Genomic DNA, 21,035 nt, shown 5'->3' with positions numbered 1-21,035 from the left:
GGACCATCACCCATGTCGACGCCCGAGGATCTGAAGGAAATCTATACGGACGAGCTCAAGGATCTGTGGTCCGCCAACGATCAGATGAAGCGCGTGCTCAAGAAGATCGTATCTAAGGCGAGCGACGCCACGCTCAAGGACATGCTGACCAAGTCGCAGGCCGGGATCGAGAAGCATACGGACATGCTCAAGGAGCTGATCGCCGGCCAGGGCGAGAAGGTCTCCAAGGAACATTGCAAGGGCATGGAAGGCCTCGTCACCGAAGCGACCAAGCATGTGATCGAGGAGGGTCCCAAGAAAGGCCCGCTGCGCGACGTGATCATCATCGCGCAATATCAGCGGATGAGCCATTACGGCATCGCCGGCTTCGGCACCGCCGCCGCATTCGCCAAGGCGCTGGGCCTGACCGCGGACAACAAGAAGCTGCGCGACGCCACCAAGGATATTTATGGCGGCGACGAATATATGACGCGGCTCGCGGAGACGAGCGTGAACCTGAAGGCCGAAGCGACCGCCTGAGCCCAAGCCCGCCGGTTCGCGCCGGCGGGCATTTGCAAAGCCACACTCCGAGCAGGATGGCTCACCACCGCCGCGCGGCGATGAAGTCGATGAATGCGCGCAGCGGGGCGGGCGTGTGGCGGCGGCCGGGATAATAAAGAAACGGGCCGGAGAAGCTCGGCCACCAGGGTTCGAGCACGGGCTCGAGCGCGCCGCTGTCGAGGTGCGGGCGGAGCCAGTCTTCGAACAGGGTGAGGATACCCACGCCGGCGATGGCGGCGTCGACCGCGAGACCGGTGGCGGCGCCGACGCGGACGATGAGCGGGCCGGTCGGCTCGACGCGCACGGTCTCGCCGTCGCGCTCAAATTCCCATTCGGTCATGGCGCCGCTGGCGAAGCGGCCGCGCAGGCAGGCATGGTCGAGCAGATCGCGCGGATGATCGGGGCGGCCGCGACGATCGAGATAAACCGGCGCGGCGGCGGTCGCGAAACGCTGAATGCGCGGGCCGATCGGCACGGCGATCATGTCCTGCTCCAGCCGCTCGTCATAGCGGATGCCGGCATCGCAGCCGGCGGCGAGCACATCGACGAAACCGTCCTCGGCCACCACATCGAGCAGGATATCGGGAAAAGCGGCGAGGAAATCCGGCACCAGCCGGGGCAAAACGAGCCGTGCTACCCCGACCGGCACGTTGAGGCGCAAAGTGCCGGCGGGGCGATCGCGAAAGCCGTTGACCACGTCCAGTGCGGCAGTGACCTCGCTGAGCGCGGGGCCGAGCCGTTCGAGCAGGCGGGCGCCCGCCTCGGTCGGCGCGACACTGCGGGTGGTGCGGTTGAGCAGGCGGACGCCGAGGCTGGCCTCGAGCCGGCGCACCGCCTCGCTGAGGCTGGAGGCGCTGCCGCCGCTGGCGCGCGCGCCGTCGCGAAAGCCGCCGGCGCGGGCGACGGCGAGGAAAGCGGTGAGATCGTTGAGGTCGGGCGCCATTGTTCGACTTTCGGGACAGCCTGTGCCGATTGGGCCGACTTATAGCCGCAATCGCCCTGCCTTAGATATCCGATATCAGAGGAGATTAAAGCATGACCGACATCAGCAAGGCAGGGACGTTCCGGCTCGGCGACGGCAATGTGAACCGCATCGGCTATGGCGCGATGCAGCTTGCCGGACCGGGTGTGTTCGGGCCGCCCAAGGACCGCGCCGGCGCATTGGCCGTGCTGCGCGAGGCAGTAGCGGCGGGCGTCGACCATATCGATACGAGCGATTTTTACGGACCGCACGTCACCAACCAGATCATCCGCGAAGCGCTCCATCCCTATCCGCAGGATCTGACGATCGTCACCAAGATCGGCGCAATGCGCGGCGCGGACGGATCGTGGAATCCGGCGATGGCGCCGGAGCAGCTGACCCATGCGGTGCACGACAATCTGCGCAATCTGGGGCTGGACGCGCTGGATGTCGTCAACCTGCGCATCATGGGCGGGGCCGATCACGGCCCGGCCGAGGGATCGATCGAGGCGCCCCTGACCGTGCTCGCCGAACTGCAGCGCCAGGGGCTGGTGCGGCATATCGGGCTGAGCAACGCCACCGCCACTCAGGTTGCCGAGGGCCGCCGGATCGCCGAGATCGTCTGCGTCCAGAATCTCTATAACCTCGCCCATCGCGACGACGATGCGCTGGTCGACACGCTCGCCGCCGACGGCATCGCCTATGTGCCGTTCTTCCCGCTCGGCGGCTTCACCCCGCTGCAATCGGACGCGCTCAACCGGGTTGCAGGCGCGCTAGGCGCGACGCCGATGCAGGTGGCGCTGGCCTGGCTGCTGCGTCGGGCGCCGAATATCCTGCTGATCCCGGGGACATCGTCGGTCGGGCATCTCCGCGAGAATCTGGCGGTGGCGGAGCTGGCCTTGCCCGAGGAGACGATGGCGGAGCTGGACGGGATCGGCGCGGGCCGCAAAGCTGGCTAAAAAGCCGTTTTATAATCGCGCGGCATCAAGCACCGCCTGCGCAAAGGCGGCGGGTGCTTCCTGCGGGAGATTGTGGCCGATGCCACCGGTGATCAGGCGGTGGGCGTATCTTCCGGTGAATTTGGCGGCATAAGCGGCAGGATCGGGGTGCGGCGCGCCGTTCGCGTCGCCTTCCAGCGTGATGGTCGGGACCGCGATAGTAGGAGCGGTCGCGAGGCGGGCCTCGAGCGCGTCGTAACGCGGCTCGCCGGCGGCAAGGCCGAGGCGCCAGCGGTAATTGTGGATGACGATGGCGACATGATCGGGATTGTCGAGCGATAGGGCGGATCGATCGAAAGTCGCGTCGTCGAAAGCCCACTTTGGGGAGGCCGTCTGCCAGATGAGCTTCGCGAATTCGTGACGGTTGGCCGCATATCCGGCGCGCCCGCGTTCGGTCGCGAAATAGAATTGGTACCACCAGGACAGTTCCGCCTTGGGTGGGAGGGGCTTTGCGTTCGCAGCCTGGCTGCCGATGAGATAGCCACTGACCGAGACCAGGGCCGCGCAGCGCTCCGGCCATAAAGCGGCGACGATACAGGCGGTGCGCGCGCCCCAATCGAAGCCAGCAAGCAGCGCCTTCGGAATTCGCAACGCGTCCATCAAAGCGATGACATCGACCGCGATCACCGCCTGCTGCGCGTTGCGGGGCGCATCGGGGCGGAGGAAGCGCGTGGTGCCGTGGCCGCGCAGATGCGGCACGATCACGCGATAGCCGGCCCTGACCAGCAGCGGCGCGACCTCCACGAAAGCGTGGATATCGTAGGGCCAGCCGTGGAGCAGGATGACCGGCATCCCGTCGGCCGGCCCATCCTCGGCATAACCGATGCTGAGGTCGCCCGCGTCCACCCGTTTGAAGGCGGCAAAGCGGGAGGGGCCGGTTACCGGGGTGGACGAGGGAGGCGCGGCGGCGGACGGCGTCGCGAAGCCCCACCGGGCGGCTGCGAGCGCTGCCGCCGCTGCGCCGAAAAAACTGCGGCGATCGCCGGCGAGGCCTTGATCGTTGCGTTCGACATGCTTGCTCATCAGGCGATCGCCTTCCATCAACCGTTGCGGAGCGGGCGGAAGGTGGCGCGCAGGTCGTCGGTGAAGAGTTGCGGCTGTTCCCACGCGGCGAAGTGCGTGCCTTTGGGGTGGCGTTTGTAGTAGACGAGGTTGGGATAGGCCTTGCGCGCCCAGCTTTCGGGCGCGGCGTAAATCTCCTCGGCGAAGGCGCTGACCCCCGTCGGCAGCGCGACGCCTTTGGGCGCGAAGAAAGCGAGCTTGCTCTCCCAATAGAGCCGCGCCGAGGAGACGGCGGTATTGGTCAGCCAGTAAAGCGTGATATTGTCGACTATGTCGTCGCGCGTCAGGCCCTCGCTGGCGCCGTCGAAGACGCGAGCGATCAGCTTGTAACTGCGAATATCGTGATCGAGGATCCAGGCGGCCAGGCCGACCGGCGAGTCCGCAAGCGCGTAGAGGCTCTGCGGCCGTCCCGCCATTTCCTGGGCATAACCGAGGCCGTGCGCATAAAAGTCGACGAGCTGGTCCCACGCATATTTCTCGTCGGTCGACAGCCCGGCCGGCTCGGGCCCGGCGGGAAGCAGCTTCGCGATGTCGTCGGGCACGGTCGCGGCCATGTTGGTGTGAATGCCGACCAGCCCGGCCGGCTTCTGCAGCGCCATCTGCTCGGTCACGGCATTGCCCCAGTCCCCGCCCTGGGCAACGTAACGGCTATAGCCGAGCCGCGTCATCAGCGTGCTCCAGGCGCGCGCGACGCGCTGCGGATCCCAGCCGGTCGCGGTCGGTTTGCCCGAAAAGCCGTAACCGGGCAGCGACGGAATGACGACGTCGAACGCATCCGCGGGGGTGCCGCCATGCGCGGTCGGATCGGTAAGCGGACCGATCACCTTGAGCTGCTCGATGATTGAGCCCGGCCAGCCATGGGTGATGATCAGCGGCAGCGCGTGGGGGTGCTTCGACTTCACCTGGATGAAGTGAATGTCGAGCCCGTCAATGTTGGTGACGAAGTTTGGATAGGAATTGAGCTGTGCTTCCGCGCGGCGCCAATCGTGATGATGCTGCCAATAATCGGCGAGCTTCTTCATGGTGGCGAGGTTGACGCCCTGCGAGGTGTCACCGACCGTCTCGCGCTCCGGCCATCGCGTGGCGGCGATGCGACGTTTGAGGTCAGCGAGATCCTCGTCCGACGCCTGGTAATGGAACGGCCGGATCGAGGGATCGCCAACCGACCCCGGGGCGAGCGCCGCGCCGGCAACGGCAAGGCTGGCTGGGACCCCCGCATCGGCGCGGGTGCGTTGCGGTGCCTGTGCCTGTGCCTGCGCGGAAAAATCGACAGTGGGGAGTGCGGTGGGCGCAGCGGCGATGGGCAAGATCGCGCCGATCGTCCCCACCAAGGTCGAAGCCAAGAGCTGACGCCTCCCGATCGTCGGGCAAAATGCGGTCATGATCATTCTCCTGATCAAAGCGAGCAGGAATGATGGGTTGGCTCGACGGGCCAAGGGATACGCGTACGCGCTACAGCTCCTGCCGCAGGCGCAGCGTGCGCCCGCGGCAGCGAGTCGGTCAATTGCGATTGATGCAGGCTAGTCCGCTTCGGAGCGAAAGGCCCTGCTGCCGGTCAGTCCTTGCCGATCTCGCGCCAGCTTTTCTCGCTGACCTCGACATTGTGCTTCTTGGCGGCGGCCTTGATCCGTTTCCACGCTGCGTCCCGTTCGTCGTCGCTGACGCCCTTTACCTGGTTGAAGCGCGCAATCGCGTTGCGGACATGCGCGGCGTTTTCAAGCGGCTCCTTGCGCTCTTTCGGAAAAGCGAAATTTCCCTTGTCGAGATCGTTGCGATCGTCCGCGGTGAGTTTTGCCATGATCAACTCCGGCTGAGATGTAGGCAATGAACGAGCGAGCGGGGCCAAAGTTCGATCGAGCGCATCGCCCGGGAGGGACATAGCCGAGACCAGATAACCCATGTTAAGCCACTGATTTATTATTCTAAAATGACCGGCCGAAGCGGAACGGTGCGCGCCGGAGCTCGTTGCAGGCACGATCAAAACAGGAGTTGGGTTATGAAAAAGTTGATGCTTGCCACGAGTATCATCGGCCTTGCCATGGCGGCCGTGCCGGCGGGAGCGCAAATGGCCGGCGGTGCCGGCACGCTGAGCGCAAGCGACGTCGGCGCGGCGCCGATGACGGGGACGCCTTCGGCCAATTATGTCGCATGGGCTGCCGATGGCGATCTGTACGAAATCCAGTCGAGTCAGCTCGCGCTGAGCAAGAGCAAGAGCGACGGGGTCAAGCAGTTCGCGCGCGAGATGATCGCCGATCACCGCACGACCACGAAGACGCTAATGGCAGCGCTGCCGCAGACCAGTCCCAAGGTGCCGAAGCCGCCGATGAAGCCGTCGGATGCGACCGCGGCGAAGCTTGCCGCGCTGCGCGACGCGTCGGGCGGCAGCTTCGACAGCCTGTACATGCAGCAGCAGACGCAGGCCCACCAGCAGGCCTGGGCGCTGCACAAGGGTTATGCAACCGACGGCAGCGATCCGGCGCTGCGTCAGGTGGCAAGTTCGGCGGTGCCGATCATCGAGAAGCATTTCCAGCATCTCAAGAGCATGCCTGCCGGCATGTAACGAAGAGGAGCCGGCTCGCTCGCGGGCCGGCCCCCATTGGCCATCAAACCGGTTCGCAGCGCTTGAGCGTCTGCGCGGCGGCATCGAACGCCTTCCACACCGTACCCGCCAAGGCGCCGCCGACACTGCAGCGCCGAACGCCTAGGCGCGCAAACTCGGCGATACCCTCGTCGAAATCGTGAACGACCACATTGACGGGCTTTGGCGCGACCGCCGCCACCAACTCGGCCACGGCGCCGGGATCAAGAATGAACGGCACGAACAGGCAATCGGCGCCTGCCTCCGCATAAGCGACCGCGCGCGCAATGCTGGCGGCGGGAGTCATGCCGGGCACGCGGAAATTTTCGTTGCGGCCGATCAGCATGACCGCCGGATCGACCGCATCGATCGCGGCACGGGCGGCCGCGATACGATCGACCGCCAGACCGAGATCGTACATCCCACTGCCCGACCAATCCTCGATCGAAATCCCGGAGACGCCGGTCGCGAGCGCTCGTGTGACATTGGCAGCAACCTCGTCCGGCGCATCCGCGAAGCCGTTCTCGAAGTCGGCGTTGACCGGCAGATCGGTCGCCTCCACCAGCAGTCGAAGGTGGGCGAGCACCGCCTCAAGGCCGAGCTCCCCGTCATTCTTGCCCGCCGCCCAGGCTGCCCCGGCACTGGTCGATGCGATCGCACGGAAGCCGAGGCCGCTCAGCCGCACGACGCTGCCCGCGTCCCATGCATTGGGAATGACGAAGAAGCCGTTTTCGTGGAGCGCGCGGAAGGCCGCACGCTTTTCGGCGATGGTCGGCATCGACCCTATCCTCCTCCAACCGCGTTATGCGCTATCGATACATATCAGCTGAGCTTGTTCTTGCACGGGAAAGCATGCGGAGGACAACCACAGGCCTCCGCATGCTCCCTGTGCTGCGCCAAAAAGCGCAGTCAGCGCGATGACGCGACGGCCTCGCCCTTGCGGGCGACGTTCGCGAGCACCGCATCTCGCAGCTCGCGCGCCTCGGCGAGCTTAGCCCGGTGGCAGTTTCGGGCCGCAATCTTGTTCCAGACATCGGCGCTCAGATCGTCGCCGCACACCTTGCTCACCGCCCTGTTGAGGCGATGATCGAGCGCCTTGATGCCGGCGGCGCTGCGCAGATCCAGATCGTGATAGGAAACATGGACGGCGGCAGGCACATCCTGGGCCGTTGCGATGCCTGGCAGACCGACCGCCAGGAGGATTGCGGGGATGATCTTCAGCATGATGCCTGTCCTTCATTGTCGGGAGCGACGGCCGTTCATTGGAACGCCGCGCGTCGGGAATCCAACAAAGCGATGGACGTGATTCACAAGCCAGCCTTATAGTATCGCATGTTGCAGATTCCGCCGCTGGCAGCTGTTCGCGTGTTCGAGGCAGCCGCGCGCCACGGCAATTTCAGCCGTGCCGCGGATGAGCTGGCGATGACGCAGGCGGCAGTAAGCTATCAGATGAAATTGCTGGAAGAGCGGCTCGGCGCGCCCTTATTCGTCCGCAAGGGGCGCGGCATGATGCTGACCGAACTGGGCCGCCGGATCGCGCCCCAGGTGAGCGAAGCCTTCGCGACGCTCGGCAAAGCCTTTGCCACGGCGCGTTCCGAAAGCGATGCGGTGCTTAGCATCACCGCGCCGCGCACCTTTGCCACCAACTGGCTGGCGGGGCGGTTGGGCGCTTTCCAGATCATGCGGCCTGAGCTTGCGGTGCGGCTCGACGTTTCCGACGAGATGGTCGACCTTGCGGCAAGCGAGTTCGATGTCGCGGTCCGAACGATGGGGCGCCCGCCGCCGGGGCTGATCTCGCATTTCCTGATGCGCATGCCGGTGACGCCGATGGTGCATCCTTCGTTTCTGGCGGCGCACAAATTGGAGACGCCGGCGGACCTGCTGTCGGTGCCGCGACTGTCGCCGGACGACGATTGGTGGGATCTATGGTTCGACTCGCTGAGCGCGCAGGGCGACCACCGCCAGCCGGGCATACGTTTCGAATCGCAGGTGCTGGACGGACATGCCGCGATCGCAGGTCACGGCGTCGCGATATTGAGCCCGCCCATGTTCCAGGCGCAGATCGACGCGGGCCTGTTGGTTCGGCCGTTCGCGCATTTCGCGGCCTATCGCAACGGCTATTGGCTGGCCTATCCCGAGCACAAACGCAACCTGCCCAAGGTGCGCAGTTTTCGCGACTGGCTGATCGACGCGGTCAAGCGTGCGGCCGGGGACGACCCCTATGGCATATTGGAGCCGTTGGGGGACTGACGCCGACGATCATTGCTGAGCGGTCGCTCCCTCCCCCTTCACCCGCCGGTCGAGGAAATCCTCGATCGTCTTCCAGCGGTGGAGCGATACCGCGGTGGTGAAGCTGTGGGTCTGGCCGGGATAGGCCATCATCTCGAACGGCCGCCCCCCCTGCTGGAGCGCGGCGACCATGATGGTGCTGTTCTCAAACACGACATTGTCATCAGACATGCCGTGCAGCAGCAGCAGCGGGTCGCGGATCTTGCCGGCATCGACCATCGTGTTGGACGCACCATATGGCGGCATGCCAAGATAACGTTCGGTGTAGAAGGTGTCGTAAAGCTCCCACTTGGTCACCGGCGCACCGGATATGCCCGCGGCATAGAGGCCTGGGTCCGCTTCCAGCATCTTGAGCGTCATGTAGCCGCCGTAGGACCAGCCGAAGGTGGCGATCTTGTCAGGATCGACGAACATCTGGGTCTTGAGCCAGCGTGCGCCTGCCGCCTGATCGGCGACCTCGACCTTGCCCATCGCGTGATAAATCGCATTTTCGAACGCGGTACCGCGATTGGCCGAGCCGCGATTGTCGATCTGAAAATAGATCCAGCCCTTGCCGACCCAATATTGCGGCAGCGCATTGCCCATCCATGCGCGCTTCACCTGCTGCGCATGCGGGCCGCCATAATGTTCGAAGAAGACGGGGTAGCGCTTGCCGGGCTCCAGTGGCGGCGTGATCATCTCATAGTGAAGCGTGGTGCCGTCGGCGGTCCGGATCGTGCCGAAGGTGACGGGACGATGGCTTGTCAGGAAGGGCGCGTAGGGGTGGGTCGCGTCGAGCTTGTTCTCCTCGATCCAAGCGATACGTTTGCCTGACGTGTCGGCGAGATAGACTTGCGGCGGCTGCGACGGCGACGAGCGGCTGACGAGCAGGCGCGTGCCGGCCCCGTCCATCTCGCCTTCGTTCCAAAAGCCGCGCTCGGTCAGGCGCTCGGGTGTGCCGGGACGGAGATAGTCGATCGCGTAGATCTGGCTTTCGAGCTGATCGTCCTTGTTGGCGCTGAAATAGAGGCGATGCTGCGCCTGATCGACGCCGATCAGCCCGGCAGCATGGGATTGGCTGTTGGTTTCGAGCGTCCACTCGCCCCTGGTAAGCTGTGTCCATTTGCTGCCGACGATTCGGTAAAGATGCTTGAAGCCGGACCGTTCCGACGCCCAGATCAGGCTGCCGTCGCGCAACGGGCGGAAATCGTCGTTGAGATTGACCCACGTCTTCGACGTCTCGCTCAGCAGGACGCGCGAAGCGCCGGTTGCCGGATCAACCGCGAGCAGATCGAGCCGCTTCTGATCACGGCTCATACGCTGGACGTAGAGCGTGCGTGCATCCGGTGCCCAGGTGACGCGGGTAAGATAGATGTCGGGGTTGGCGCCGAGGTCCACCTTCACGCGGCGGCCGCCGTCGGCCGCGATCAGCGACAGGCTGACCGCCACATTCGGCGTGCCGGCGGCGGGATAGCGCTGCTCGAACGTGCGGGTGCCGTCGGCGCCGATCGCGGCACGAGTAACGACGTGCACCTGCGCCTCGTCATAACATTCCACCGCCAGGCTGGCGTCGTTCGGCGCCCACCAATGGCCGGTGAAACGGTCCATCTCTTCCTGCGCGACGAATTCGGCCGTGCCGCAGGTGATTGTCCCGCCGCCTTCCCTGGTCAGCTGGCGCTCGGCACCGGTGGCGAGATCGATCGCGAACAGATTCTGATCGCGCACGAAGCTGACGAAGTGGCCGCCGCGCGAAACATGGGCGTCGATCTCCGTCTGGGGAGTCTCGGTCAGGCGGCGAACCTTGCCGTCGAGGCTTGCCAGATAAAGGTCGCCGTCGATCGGCGTGAGGATCGCCCTGCCGTCGGGCGCCCATTCATAATCCACAATGCCTTTGGAGCCGCCGACCCGGGCGCGCTCGCGGCGCATCTTCTCGGCTTCCGAGATTTCGCCACCCGAGCCGATCCGAGCGGAATCGACCAGCATGCGGGCCTCGCCAGTCCGCGTATCGATGCCCCACAGATCATAGCGATCGCGATCGGTAGCCCGGTTACGCAGCAGGGTAGCGAGGCTGCCATCGGGCGACAGGCGCACCTTGCGGGGCGTCGGGCCGTCCAGCGAGGGGCTCGCGAAGATGCGTTCCAACGTCAGCTGTTCGGCCGGAGCGGGGCTGGCAAGTGCGGCAAGCGCGAGGGCGGCGAGAAGCGTCTTGATCATGAGCCAGTTAGGACATCCACGGCAGAAATGGGAAGGGCTGCCTTGCGCCGACAAGGTCGGCCTTACTGCGGCGCCCATCCGGCAGCGGCCCGTTGGATCAGGCAAGATCCCGTAGTGGGGCGGCATTGACGGCCCGCGCGCTCGCCCCATAAGGGCCGGGCAGTCACAAGGGTTTCATATGCCGTTCACAAGCTGGTCGATCGCGCGCGAGGACATCCTGCTTCTTCGCGCGCTCAGCGACGTTCACTATTCGGATGGTTTCTACATCGACGTTGGGGCGAATAACCCGAACCACCATTCCGACACGAAGCTGTTTTATGACCATGGCTGGAGGGGCATCAATATCGAGCCTTCGCCGCACTGGTTCAAAGCGATTCAGCAATATCGCCAGCGCGACATCAACATCCATGCCGCGGCGACCGATTTCGACGGAAAGATCACTCTTTTCGATCATCCAGCCGGTGGGCTTGGGACCATCGTCGAACGCTTCGCCGATCGGCACGAAGCGGAATTCAACATCGAAAAGCACGCGGTCGAGGTGCCGGCGGAGACGCTCGCGTCTATCTGCAGCCGCTACATCACGGACGCTCTGACGCAGATCCACTTCCTAAAGATCGACGTCGAGGGCCACGAGGAGGAGGTTATCAGGGGAGCTGATTTCAACCGCTTCCGTCCTTGGATTCTGTGCGTCGAGGCGGTGGAACCGCTCAAGGTACATATTCCCACCCACGAAGCATGGGACCATTTGCTGAAGGATGCCGGCTATCGGTTCGCACAATTTGACGGCCTGAACCGGTGGTATGTTGCCGAGGAGCATCCGGAGCGCATGGACGCGTTCCGAAATCGCGTGGATGACTATGTTCCGGTGTTTTATCTCGATCGCATCGCCGAGCTCGAGAACCGCGTTCGCGAACTGGAGCAGTTGCAACCGGCCTGATCCCCTCGGGACGTGGCCGGTGCGCGGGCTGAAGCAGGCGGGCACAAGAAGGCCGCCCGGTTACCCGAGCGGCCCCTTGTTTCTCGCGATGCGAAACCTGTCCTGATCGCCTGCCTTGGCAGGCCGTCGAACGGGTCAGCCCTCGGCGGTCTCGGCCACCGGACGGGCATCGCGGCGCTCGGCGATACGCGCCGACTTGCCGGTGCGGCCACGCAGATAATAAAGCTTGGCGCGACGGACGACGCCCTTGCGGACGACCTCGATCGAATCGATGTTCGGCGAATAGAGCGGGAAGACGCGCTCGACGCCCTCACCGAACGAAATCTTGCGGACGGTGAAGCTGCTGCCCATGCCCTTGTTGGAGCGCGCGATGCACACGCCTTCATAAGCCTGGACGCGGGTGCGCTCGCCTTCGACGACGCGGACGCCGACCTTCAAAGTATCGCCCGGACGAAATTCCGGGATAGCACGCTTGGCCGAAAGCTCGGCAATCTGCTCGGCTTCGAGCGTCTGGATGAGGTTCATCTCATTCTTCCTCTTCGTGCCGCGCGCCAGAGGGAGGCTGGACCCGCGCGCCGATGTGGCGCTCCCAAAGGTCCGGTCTCCGTGACCGTGTATCGATCTCAGCCTGTGACTTGCGCCACGCCGCGATCCTCGCATGATCCCCCGATCGCAGCACTTCGGGGATCGTGCGCCCTTCCCACATTTGCGGTCGGGTATAATGCGGATATTCGAGGAGGCCGCTTTCGAAGCTTTCCTCATCCCCGCTGGAAGGGGCGCCCATTACGCCGGGAAGCAGCCGAACGCAAGCATCGAGCAGCACGAGCGCGCCGAGTTCGCCCCCCGACAGCACATAATCGCCGATCGAGACGGGTTCGATGGCGCGCGCCTCGAACAGGCGCTCGTCGAAACCTTCAAACCGCCCGCACAGGATGGCGACGCCGGGCCCGGCCGCGAGCGCACGAACCCGATCCTGCGTCAGCGGCGTTCCGCGCGGACTCATGGCGAGCAACGGCATGCCCTGCGGTACCGAAGCGTCGATGGCGGCGGCCAATATATCGGCCCGCATCACCATCCCCGCGCCACCCCCGGCCGGCGTGTCGTCGACCGAGCGATGCTTGTCGGTCGCGAAGTCACGGATCTGGACCGCATCGAGCGACCATTTGCCTTCCGCTAACGCGCGACCGGCGAGGCTCAGGCCGAGCGGTCCCGGGAACATCTCCGGGTACAGCGTCAGGACGGTAGCGACGAACGGCATCACTCCGCCTGGACGGCGTAGCTCAGCGCCTGCAGCTTGATCTCCGGCGTCGGCGCGCGCTGGACGCGACCGGCGATGGTGCCGTGCTCGCACGCCCAGGTGAAGCGGCCCTCCATCGCCGAGACCGGCTGGATGGGTTCGTCGGCGGCACAGGCGCCGACCTTATTGTGCAGATCCGCCAGCATCGCCTTCCATTGCGCGGCATTGCGATCGAGCGGCATGTTCATCGCCAGTGGCGCGGCGGCAATGTCTCCCTTCAGCCATACCGCCCGCGCTGAATCATAGGCGCGGGCCAGGCCGGAGGAGACGGTCCGAACGCGATCGGGGAGCGCGCCGGCCTTTTGCAGTGCGAGCAATGCACGCAGCGCCGGAAGAGACGGCGCGCCATACGTGCGGCTGGCAAAGGCGAACAGACCGACGCCCTTGTCGGGAAGCAGCATCACGACCGAGCCATAGCCGGGATATCCGCCGGTATGCGTCACGATCCGGCCGAGATCGCAATCGTCGAGCACGCGCCAGGCCATGCCATAAGTGGTTGCCTGGCGGCATGGCTGGCCGCCGGCGGCGGGGTTGCGCATCGCCGCGCTCCCGAAATTGGCGCCGGTGACGATCTCGCGCACGGTCGCGCGCCGGACGGGACCCGCATCGGCATCGTCGCGCGCCGGCCAGGCGGAGAGGAGGAAGGCGACCCAATGGGCATAGTCGTTGGCGCTGGTCTCGACCCCGCCCATCGCGCCGAACGCGCCGTCGACCATGTCCGGCTCGCGCACCCATTGATCGTCCTGCCAGCGATAGCCGATCGCGCGGCGCGCCTGGGGAGATTTGAAAATGTCGTAACCGGTCGAATTCATGGCTAACGGCGCCATCAGCGTCTGGCGGATATAATCCTGATAACGGACGTGGGAGACGTTGCTGATGATGCGGCCGAGCGTGGCGTAGCCGAAGTTCGAATATTCCATGCCGAGGCCGGGCGCGTTGGCGAAGGGCACGCCGGCGCGCAGCATGGCGGTGAAATCCGCCTCCGGCAGGACCTGCTGGCGATCGCCCCAGGGATTGTCTTCGACGAAGCCGGCGGAGTGGGTGAGCAGGTTGCGCACCGTGATGCGCGGGCTGTCAGCGGTCGGCATCGTCCAGCCGCGCATTTCGGGCACGTAAGTCTCGGCCGGCGCGTCGAGCGCGACCTTGCCGTCATCGCGCAGCTTCAGGATCGCGAGCGCGGTGAACGCCTTGGACATCGACGCGATGCGGAACAATGTGTCCGGGGTCACCGGGCGCTTGCTGTCGAGATCCTGGACGCCCGCGCCGCGCACGTGGACCAATTTGCCGTCGACGACGATCCCGTAGACCAGCCCTGGCACGTGCGCATCGCGCTGCCAGTCCGCGAAGATCTTGTCGGTAGCGGCCAGCGCGGCTCGGTCCGGCGTGGCGGCGCGGGCCGCGGCCGGCGCCAGCAGCGACAACAGCAATATCAGACCGGCGCGCAGCGTCATGGCTTCATTCCCCTCAATGGCCGAAGAAGGATAATGCAGCCACCCGCCGGTGTCGCGCGCTTCACATCGCCCGCCGAGCGATAAATTCGGTGAGCGCCGCTGTGGCGACGCCGCACGCCAGCATCGCCAACGCCACCACGCCCCAGCCGGCAAGCAGGAAGGCATCCTCCGTCGCGTACAGCGCGCCGATAATCGCCGCCGGCGGGATCAGCACCATCAGGAACGCCGACACGAGCCGCGCCTGCCCGGGCAGGTTTCGCCTGCGCCCGCGAACGACGCCATAGGCGATCAGCACGAGGTAGGTCGGGATCATGATCAGGAAGAGCGTCTCAATCGTCATGCGCCCTGCTCCATCCGCCCCGTGCGTAATGCCAGCGCCCAATCCGGACGGCCGTCGCGTGCCGCTTTGGCAGCGGCGTCATCATGGTCATAGTCGATTTGACGGAAGGTCAGGACACCCGCTTCGAGGATCGCATAGCGCGCACGGGGATCGCCATTCTCGACCGTGTACGGGAGGGGATGATCGTCGTGAAAGGCTTGCAGGCCCACGCTGCCGGGGTTGGCGATGCGGCGGCCGTCCCCCAGCGCCCGCTCGCCCGGAATATGCGAATGCCCGCACAGGATCAGCGGTTCGGACCGGTCGCCGGTGCGGTCCAGCAACTCGTCGTCGGTCGCGGCGCGGATGCCGGCCGGCCCGACCGTGAGGAGATAATGGATCAGATCGCTTCCCGGCGTGCCGTGGCAGAGGAAGATGCCGGGGGCGTAATCGCAGGTCGCGGGCTGGGCCGCGAGCCAGGCGAGCTGGCGCTCGTTAAGCTGCGCACGCGCGAAGCGATCGCTCGCGCCCATGCGATCGCGCGGGAGGGTCAGCAGCTGGCGTTCATGATTGCCGGCAATGGTCGGCCAGTCGCGCGCCATCAGGAAATCGGCGGTTTCGGCCGGCCACAATGGGCCCGACAGCGTATCGCCAAGATTGATGAAGACTTCACAGCCCTGTTGCTCCGCATCGGCGAGCACCGCCTGCAGTGCGGGCAAGTTGCCGTGGATGTCGGACAGGATCGCCAGGCGGGTCACGTGATGAACGCTTCGTCCACGATCAGCCGCTCGTCATTCCAATCGGGAACGGCGTCCTTGTTCATCGGCACCATGAAGCGTTTCTTGTCGGGGCGTTCGACCTCGATCACGTCGCCCGCGCCGAAATCGTCGATCGCCACGACCGTGCCGAGCGCATCGCCGCTGGTCGAAACGCACGGCAGGCCGAGCAGGTCGGCATGATAATATTCGCCCTCCTCGAGTGGAGGAAGGGCCGAGCGCGGGACGGTGAGCGCGGTGCCGCGCAGCCGCTCGGCGGCATTGCGGTCCGGCACTTCCGCGAAGCGGGCGATGCCGGAGCGCAGGCTCTTCATCGTCAGGCTACCCCCGTTGAACGAACGGTAGCCCGACAGGTCATCGGTGAAGAGCTTGAGACGGACTTCGCCCGTCACGCCGTGCGCGCCGGTGACGACGGCAAGCGTGACGGGCGTATCCGGCTTCACGCCTTGGCGTGCTCCGCGCCTTCGGTCGGCTCGGCTTCATCGGAACCTTCAGCGGGATCCTGCGCGGAAACGCCGACGTCGCTCGCCTGGTCGGCAGGCGTGGCCTCGTCCGCGGGTGCAGCCTCGGCGGTCTCTTCCGCAGCAGGCGCTTCGGCGGCCGGAGCTTCCTCGGCAGCAGCTTCCTCAACCGGAGCAGCTTCTGCCGTGGTTTCCTCGGCCAGATCCGGGGTTGCTTCCTCAAGCTTCTCCGCGATCACGTCGACGGTCTCGTTCTCGGTTGCGGCTTCCGCCTCGGCAGCCTCGGCAGCCTTCGACGCACGCTCCTCGGCGCGCTCCTTGGCCTTGTCGCCGGGAACGCCCTTGTTCGGGTTGTTGCGCGCGGCGCGCTCCTTGACGCCGGCGGCATCGAAGAAACGAGCGACGCGATCGGTCGGCTGCGCGCCGACCGACAGCCAATGCTTGGCGCGCTCCGCGTCCAGCACGACGCGCTTCTCGTCATCCTTGCCGAGCAGCGGGTTGTAGGTGCCGATCTTCTCGATGAACGAGCCGTCGCGCGGGCTGCGCGAATTGGCGACGACGATCTTGTAATAAGGGCGCTTCTTGGCGCCACCGCGCGACAGGCGGATGGAAACGGACATGGTGTTCTTCCTTCTTCAGGTTCGTGTGATTGGTTGGGGTCAGCGCTTCTTCAAAAAATTCTGGAAGCCGGGGGGCAGCCCCTGTGGTCCGCCGCCCGCGCCGGGAAGGCCCGGCATGCCCGACAGGCCGCCGGGAGGCAGACCGCCACCGCCCATCATGGCGTCGAGGTCGCCTGCGCCGCCCTTGCCGAACATGGCGCCGATCTTGGCGAGGCCGCCCATTTTCTTCATCTTCTTCATCATGCCGGCCATCTCCTGATGCATCTTCAGGAGCTTGTTGACGTCCTGCACGGTCGTGCCGGAACCCTTGGCGACGCGGATCTTGCGCTTGGCCTGGAGCAGTTCGGGGCGCGCGCGCTCCTTCGGCGTCATCGACGACAGGATCGCGTCCATGCGCACCAGCACCTTGTCGTCGGCGGCGCCATTGGCCATCGCCTGCTTGACCTGCTTCACGCCCGGCAACATCGCCGCGAGGCCGGAGAGGCCGCCCATGCGCTTCATCTGATCAAGCTGGGAGCGCAGGTCGTTGAGGTCGAACTTACCCTGCGCCATGCGCTGGGCCATTTTCTCGGCATCTTCGACCTTGATCGTCTCGGCGGCGCGCTCGACCAGGCTGACGACGTCGCCCATGCCGAGAATGCGGCCGGCGACGCGATCGGGATGGAAAGCCTCGAGCCCGTCGAGCTTCTCGCCGGTGCCGGCGAACTTGATCGGCTTGCCGGTGACGGCACGCATCGACAAAGCCGCGCCGCCGCGCGCGTCGCCGTCCATGCGGGTCAGCACGACGCCGGTCAGCGGCACCTGTTCGGAGAAGTTGGTGGCGACGTTGACCGCGTCCTGGCCGGTCAGCGCGTCGACGACGAGCAGGATTTCGTTGGGCCGCGCGATGTCCGCGACCGCCTTCATCTCGTCCATCAGCGCCTGATCGACATGCAGCCGGCCGGCGGTATCGAGGATGACGACGTCGAAGCCCTGCAGCTTCGCCGACTGCAGCGCGCGCTGTGCGATCTGGACCGGGGTCTGCCCCGCGACGATCGGCAGCGTGGCGACATCCGCCTGCGTGCCGAGCACGGCGAGCTGCTCCTGCGCCGCGGGTCGGTTGACGTCGAGCGACGCCATCATGACCTTCTTGCCACCGCGCTCCTTGAGGCGCTTGGCGATCTTCGCGGACGTCGTCGTCTTACCCGAGCCCTGCAGGCCGACCATCATCACAACCGCGGGTGGCGTGACGTCGACGTTCAGCTCCGACGAATCCGCACCGAGCATCGCGACCAGTTCGTCATGCACGATCTTGACGACCTGCTGGCCGGGCGTGACCGACCGCAGCACGTCCGCGCCGACGGCCTTCTCCGTGGCCGAATCGACGAACTGGCGGACGACCGGCAGCGCGACGTCCGCCTCGAGCAAGGCGATCCGCACTTCGCGCATGGCACCGCGCACATCGGCTTCGGTCAGCGCACCACGGCCGCGCAAGCGGTCGAAGGCGGCACCAAGCCGGTCGCTCAGACTGTCGAACATACGTTCAAAAACCTCTACTTGCGCCAACCCAACGCAAAGCGAGCCGGCGGACGAAACCTCGTCGGCCAGCTGGCGCTCACCCTCCCGGCGCGCGCTTATGCTTCACGTTCAATCGGAACGATCGGGGCGGCTCCTAAGCCAAAGGCGCCTGAAAGGCAAGATGGAGGCGGAGCGGAGACGCGCGTTGATCTGCGCGCAGCCGCATCGTAGCTGCTGGGGGATGCGGATCGAATGCAACATCTGTGGCGGCACCAATCTCGTCGCCGGCGGTCTGCGCGGACTGATGGTCTGCCAGGATTGCAGCGCCCATCCGGTTACCCGCATCCTGTGGCTGTTGCTGACCGAGAGCGGCCTGCTTAGGCCGGGCGTGCGCATCCTCCATATCGCGCCGGAGCGCGCGTTCGCCGATCGGCTGCGCGCGGTCGCAGGCGAGAACTATGATCCGGTCGATATCGATCCCGCCGGCTACGCGCATGTTCCCGGCACGCGGCCGTTCGATCTGTGCGCCGACGCCGCGGAACTGCCGTCGGCATTCTATGACCTGGTCATCCATTCGCATGTGATGGAGCATGTGAAGTGCAACGTAACGGCGGTACTGTGGCACCTCCATCGAGCGCTGAGGCCGGGCGGGCTGCATCTCTGCTGCATTCCGTTCACGCGCGACCGCTACAGCTCCGAGGATCTTGCCCCGTTGAGCCAGGAGGACGCCATCGCGCGGTTCGGCCAGAACGACCATGTCCGCATATTCGGCGCACGCGACGTGCAGGACACCGTGGGAAGGCTTTTCCGCCTGCCCGGCGACTATGATCTGCTGCGGCGTTTCCCCGCGGAATTGCTGGACCGTTACGCCATTCCCGACGTCGCCCGCGCCGGCTGGACACCCCACAGCGTGTTGGCATTGGCAAAAGACGATCTGCTGCTGGCTTAAGCTAGCGACAGAGCCCGCCGATCCGCTGAAGCATCTCGCCTGACGCGGCGTTGCCCAGCGTCCGCGCGGGCAAAGGCGGCAGCCTGGGGTCAACCAGGCCGAGATTGGCGGGATCCTTGGCCGCTTGGTCGAGCGTGACGAAGCGGAAGCCGTGATCCCGGTAGAGCGCGAGCAGACGCGGCATCATATGCGCGTCGAATGCGCCGAGATGCATCAGCAGGATATCGGGCGGGGTGCGGCCGAACTGCGCTTTCTGGGTCGTTTCCGAAAGGCGGATGCTGTCGGCCGCGGCTTGCAGATAACTTTTTTCGAGATCGGCGATCGCGGCCTTGTCACCCTTGGCGACGCAGCGGGCATAAGGCTCGTTGAAGGCATAGTCGCCGAAGCTCGCGGTCACCGCCGCGATCCGGTAGCCGTGGGCGGCGAGATAGGCGCGCGAGGTTGCGCGCTTGGCGGGATCGCCGGCGGCTTCGTCGAGGAAGGGGAAGCGGTACCAGCGCCAATCCTTGCCATCCATCAACGGCTTCAGCAGGCCTTCGGTTTTCTCGACATCCTTTTCGAACACCGCCTCGTCAACCTTGTCGAGGCTCTGATGCGCCCAGCCATGATTGCCGAGCGGGAAGCCGGCGTCGCGCCAGGCTGAGAGCACCGCCTCCGATTCAGGCTCGGCGGCAAGCTGATAGCCGTTGACGAAGCCATAGACCGCGGGAACGCCCGCCGCCTTGAGCGCGGCGGTCACGTCCCTTGCGATCTGCAGCCGGGTCGTGCCCGGCGGCAGCGCCGAGTGGGACGGCAGATCGTCGAAGGTGAAGGCGATCTCCCGCGCCGTCGCCGGGGCCGCGATCAGCGCGGCGGCAAGGATCAGCTCACGCATCAACGAAGCACTCCCATTGGGATGGCGTTGGCCATGGCCTTATAGCCGGCAGCCGAGGGGTGGAGATGATCGCCCGAATCATAGGCCGCGACCATGCGCTCGGGTTTGGCCGGATCGCGAATGACCGCGTCGAAATCGACAACCGCATCGAACGCGCCGCTGGTGCGGATCCACTGATTGAGTGCGACCCTGTCGGCCTCGCTGGCCGCGTCGGGATGATAATAATCGGACCCGACATAGGGAGTGACCGTGCAGCCGATCACCTTGATCCCCTGCCCGTGTGCCCGCGCGATCATCTGGCGGTAGGCGGCGATCAGATCGGCAACGAGCTGGGTATGCTGCGCCGGCGCGCGCACATCCTCCCGACTGAGCTTGCCGAGGTCGTTGATCGCCTCCAGCACGAGCAGGATCTTGGCACCGGGGCGCGCGAACACGTCGCGATCGAGCCGCGCAAGCGCGTTGGGACCAAGGCCGTCGGTCAGCAGATGATTGCCGCCTATCCCGACGTTGACCACGGAAATGTTGCGTGTTCCCGACGCGCCCTGAAGCCGGGCGGCAAGAATGTCCGGCCAGCGATCGTCACCATTGGTCGTGGCGCCATGACCGTCCGTGATCGAATCCCCGAACGCGACGATAGTGGATGCAGCCGGCGGGGCGACCACTTCGACGCCCGTAAGCTGATACCAGTGATCGATCTTCCCGGCGGCGGGAAGATCGGCGTCGGCGGTGTGATCACCATGGACGTAATAAGAGGTCGCGCGCGAGCCGGGATGGCCGGTCTGGCCGGCGGGTGCCTGGGGCAGATGAAAGGACACTGTCAGGCTCGACAAAGCGGGTGCGTCAAGCGCGACGGGATCGGACAGATAATCGGCCCCCGGCGGGATTGAGACGGCGGGACGACCATCGAAGGTCAGCACGCGATCGGTGCCGGCCACGATCCGCGGAGTCGCCTTGTCGGCCGAGCGGGCGATATGGGCGGCAGCGATCGTCAGCACCTGCGTCCCGAAGGCGTTGGAGAAACGGACGCGCAGCCGCGACCCGCCGACGGACAGGCGGACGACCTGGCGCAGGGTGGCGTCCTGGATGTCGGCCTGGGGCAGGAGATTATTCGTCTCGGGAATCTGCTGCGCCGCGCCCCAGCTGGCGACCCAATGCTGCGGCGCCGCCGCGTGGGCGCCTTGCCCCAGCATCAGCGCCACTATGCCGGCGATCATCCACCGCTTCATCCTCGCTCTC

The 21,035-nt window shown here is 65.7% G+C and carries 23 protein-coding genes; 6 read left to right on the top strand and 17 right to left on the bottom strand.

Annotated features, from left to right (window positions below; all coding sequences use genetic code 11):
- The first annotated feature begins 12 nt into the window (after positions 1-12).
- Positions 13-519, top strand: a complete 507-nt coding sequence (locus DX905_RS10985; RefSeq protein WP_116091377.1) for a DUF892 family protein — start codon at positions 13-15, stop codon at positions 517-519.
- 61 nt (positions 520-580) lie between these two features.
- Here DX905_RS10985 and DX905_RS10980 read toward each other — a convergent pair whose 3' ends face one another.
- Entirely contained in the window at positions 581-1,483 is a 903-nt protein-coding gene (locus tag DX905_RS10980; RefSeq protein ID WP_116091376.1) for a LysR family transcriptional regulator, read from the bottom strand.
- A gap of 92 nt (positions 1,484-1,575) precedes the next feature.
- Between DX905_RS10980 and DX905_RS10975 the strand changes: the two genes are divergently transcribed.
- Positions 1,576-2,460, top strand: a complete 885-nt coding sequence (locus DX905_RS10975) for an aldo/keto reductase family oxidoreductase (RefSeq protein ID WP_116091375.1) — start codon at positions 1,576-1,578, stop codon at positions 2,458-2,460.
- 9 nt (positions 2,461-2,469) lie between these two features.
- On the opposite strand, the gene DX905_RS10970 is transcribed toward DX905_RS10975, so the two are convergent.
- The 3 genes from DX905_RS10970 to DX905_RS10960 form a co-directional block, all read right to left on the bottom strand.
- Positions 2,470-3,522 carry an alpha/beta fold hydrolase gene (locus tag DX905_RS10970; protein ID WP_116092496.1) on the bottom strand — a complete coding sequence of 351 codons (1,053 nt, stop codon included), beginning with the start codon at positions 3,520-3,522 and terminating at the stop codon, positions 2,470-2,472.
- A gap of 17 nt (positions 3,523-3,539) precedes the next feature.
- A complete protein-coding gene (locus tag DX905_RS10965; RefSeq protein WP_116092497.1) occupies positions 3,540-4,943 on the bottom strand; it encodes an epoxide hydrolase family protein in 1,404 nt (467 codons plus the stop codon).
- 173 nt (positions 4,944-5,116) lie between these two features.
- Positions 5,117-5,359, bottom strand: coding sequence for a DUF6582 domain-containing protein (locus tag DX905_RS10960; RefSeq protein ID WP_116091374.1), 243 nt, complete (start codon positions 5,357-5,359; stop codon positions 5,117-5,119).
- Positions 5,360-5,557: 198 nt separating this feature from the next.
- Between DX905_RS10960 and DX905_RS10955 the strand changes: the two genes are divergently transcribed.
- Positions 5,558-6,121 (top strand): DUF4142 domain-containing protein, encoded by a 564-nt coding sequence (locus tag DX905_RS10955; RefSeq protein ID WP_162875571.1) that lies wholly within the window; start codon positions 5,558-5,560, stop codon positions 6,119-6,121.
- A gap of 43 nt (positions 6,122-6,164) precedes the next feature.
- On the opposite strand, the gene DX905_RS10950 is transcribed toward DX905_RS10955, so the two are convergent.
- The gene (locus DX905_RS10950) at positions 6,165-6,917 is read right to left on the bottom strand and encodes an isocitrate lyase/PEP mutase family protein (protein ID WP_116091372.1); all 753 of its coding nucleotides are present in this window, start codon (positions 6,915-6,917) and stop codon (positions 6,165-6,167) included.
- Between the two features lie 131 nt (positions 6,918-7,048).
- Positions 7,049-7,363, bottom strand: coding sequence for a UrcA family protein (locus DX905_RS10945; RefSeq protein ID WP_116091371.1), 315 nt, complete (start codon positions 7,361-7,363; stop codon positions 7,049-7,051).
- A 108-nt stretch (positions 7,364-7,471) separates the two neighbouring features.
- On the opposite strand from DX905_RS10945, the gene DX905_RS10940 reads away from it, so the two are divergent.
- Positions 7,472-8,389 carry a LysR substrate-binding domain-containing protein gene (locus DX905_RS10940; RefSeq protein WP_116091370.1) on the top strand — a complete coding sequence of 306 codons (918 nt, stop codon included), beginning with the start codon at positions 7,472-7,474 and terminating at the stop codon, positions 8,387-8,389.
- A gap of 9 nt (positions 8,390-8,398) precedes the next feature.
- Here DX905_RS10940 and DX905_RS10935 read toward each other — a convergent pair whose 3' ends face one another.
- Positions 8,399-10,621 (bottom strand): S9 family peptidase, encoded by a 2,223-nt coding sequence (locus DX905_RS10935; RefSeq protein ID WP_116091369.1) that lies wholly within the window; start codon positions 10,619-10,621, stop codon positions 8,399-8,401.
- Between the two features lie 178 nt (positions 10,622-10,799).
- Between DX905_RS10935 and DX905_RS10930 the strand changes: the two genes are divergently transcribed.
- On the top strand, positions 10,800-11,558 hold the full coding sequence (locus DX905_RS10930; RefSeq protein WP_116091368.1) for an FkbM family methyltransferase: 759 nt from the start codon (positions 10,800-10,802) through the stop codon (positions 11,556-11,558).
- 135 nt (positions 11,559-11,693) lie between these two features.
- Here DX905_RS10930 and rplS read toward each other — a convergent pair whose 3' ends face one another.
- The 8 genes from rplS to ffh form a co-directional block, all read right to left on the bottom strand.
- Positions 11,694-12,083: a 50S ribosomal protein L19 gene (gene rplS / locus DX905_RS10925; RefSeq protein ID WP_116091367.1), complete on the bottom strand. Its 390-nt coding sequence runs from the start codon at positions 12,081-12,083 to the stop codon at positions 11,694-11,696.
- Between the two features lies 1 nt (position 12,084).
- Positions 12,085-12,816 (bottom strand): tRNA (guanosine(37)-N1)-methyltransferase TrmD, encoded by a 732-nt coding sequence (gene trmD / locus DX905_RS10920; protein WP_116091366.1) that lies wholly within the window; start codon positions 12,814-12,816, stop codon positions 12,085-12,087.
- The gene (locus DX905_RS10915; protein WP_116091365.1) at positions 12,816-14,306 is read right to left on the bottom strand and encodes a serine hydrolase domain-containing protein; all 1,491 of its coding nucleotides are present in this window, start codon (positions 14,304-14,306) and stop codon (positions 12,816-12,818) included. Before DX905_RS10915 ends, trmD begins: the two co-directional genes overlap by 1 nt.
- 61 nt (positions 14,307-14,367) lie before the next feature.
- Entirely contained in the window at positions 14,368-14,646 is a 279-nt protein-coding gene (locus tag DX905_RS10910) for a hypothetical protein (RefSeq protein ID WP_116091364.1), read from the bottom strand.
- Complete coding sequence (locus DX905_RS10905) at positions 14,643-15,380, bottom strand: metallophosphoesterase family protein (protein ID WP_116091363.1); 738 nt, start codon at positions 15,378-15,380, stop codon at positions 14,643-14,645. Before DX905_RS10905 ends, DX905_RS10910 begins: the two co-directional genes overlap by 4 nt.
- Positions 15,377-15,841, bottom strand: coding sequence for a ribosome maturation factor RimM (gene rimM / locus DX905_RS10900; RefSeq protein WP_116091362.1), 465 nt, complete (start codon positions 15,839-15,841; stop codon positions 15,377-15,379). Before rimM ends, DX905_RS10905 begins: the two co-directional genes overlap by 4 nt.
- Complete coding sequence (gene rpsP, locus DX905_RS10895) at positions 15,838-16,479, bottom strand: 30S ribosomal protein S16 (protein WP_116091361.1); 642 nt, start codon at positions 16,477-16,479, stop codon at positions 15,838-15,840. Before rpsP ends, rimM begins: the two co-directional genes overlap by 4 nt.
- Positions 16,480-16,518: 39 nt before the next feature.
- Positions 16,519-17,997: a signal recognition particle protein gene (gene ffh / locus DX905_RS10890; RefSeq protein WP_116091360.1), complete on the bottom strand. Its 1,479-nt coding sequence runs from the start codon at positions 17,995-17,997 to the stop codon at positions 16,519-16,521.
- A 220-nt stretch (positions 17,998-18,217) separates the two neighbouring features.
- On the opposite strand from ffh, the gene DX905_RS10885 reads away from it, so the two are divergent.
- Positions 18,218-18,925: a methyltransferase domain-containing protein gene (locus DX905_RS10885; RefSeq protein WP_162875570.1), complete on the top strand. Its 708-nt coding sequence runs from the start codon at positions 18,218-18,220 to the stop codon at positions 18,923-18,925.
- 1 nt (position 18,926) lies between these two features.
- Here the strand turns inward: DX905_RS10885 and DX905_RS10880 are convergent, their stop codons facing one another.
- Complete coding sequence (locus DX905_RS10880; protein ID WP_116091358.1) at positions 18,927-19,799, bottom strand: polysaccharide deacetylase family protein; 873 nt, start codon at positions 19,797-19,799, stop codon at positions 18,927-18,929.
- A complete protein-coding gene (locus tag DX905_RS10875; RefSeq protein WP_240320821.1) occupies positions 19,799-21,025 on the bottom strand; it encodes an SGNH/GDSL hydrolase family protein in 1,227 nt (408 codons plus the stop codon). Before DX905_RS10875 ends, DX905_RS10880 begins: the two co-directional genes overlap by 1 nt.
- Between the last annotated feature and the right edge of the window lie 10 nt (positions 21,026-21,035).

Origin of the sequence: Sphingomonas crusticola (genome assembly GCF_003391115.1) — a bacterium.
In the GTDB taxonomy this organism is placed as follows: Bacteria; Pseudomonadota; Alphaproteobacteria; order Sphingomonadales; family Sphingomonadaceae; genus Sphingomonas_I; species Sphingomonas_I crusticola.
This window is presented reverse-complemented; position numbering and strand designations above follow the sequence as displayed.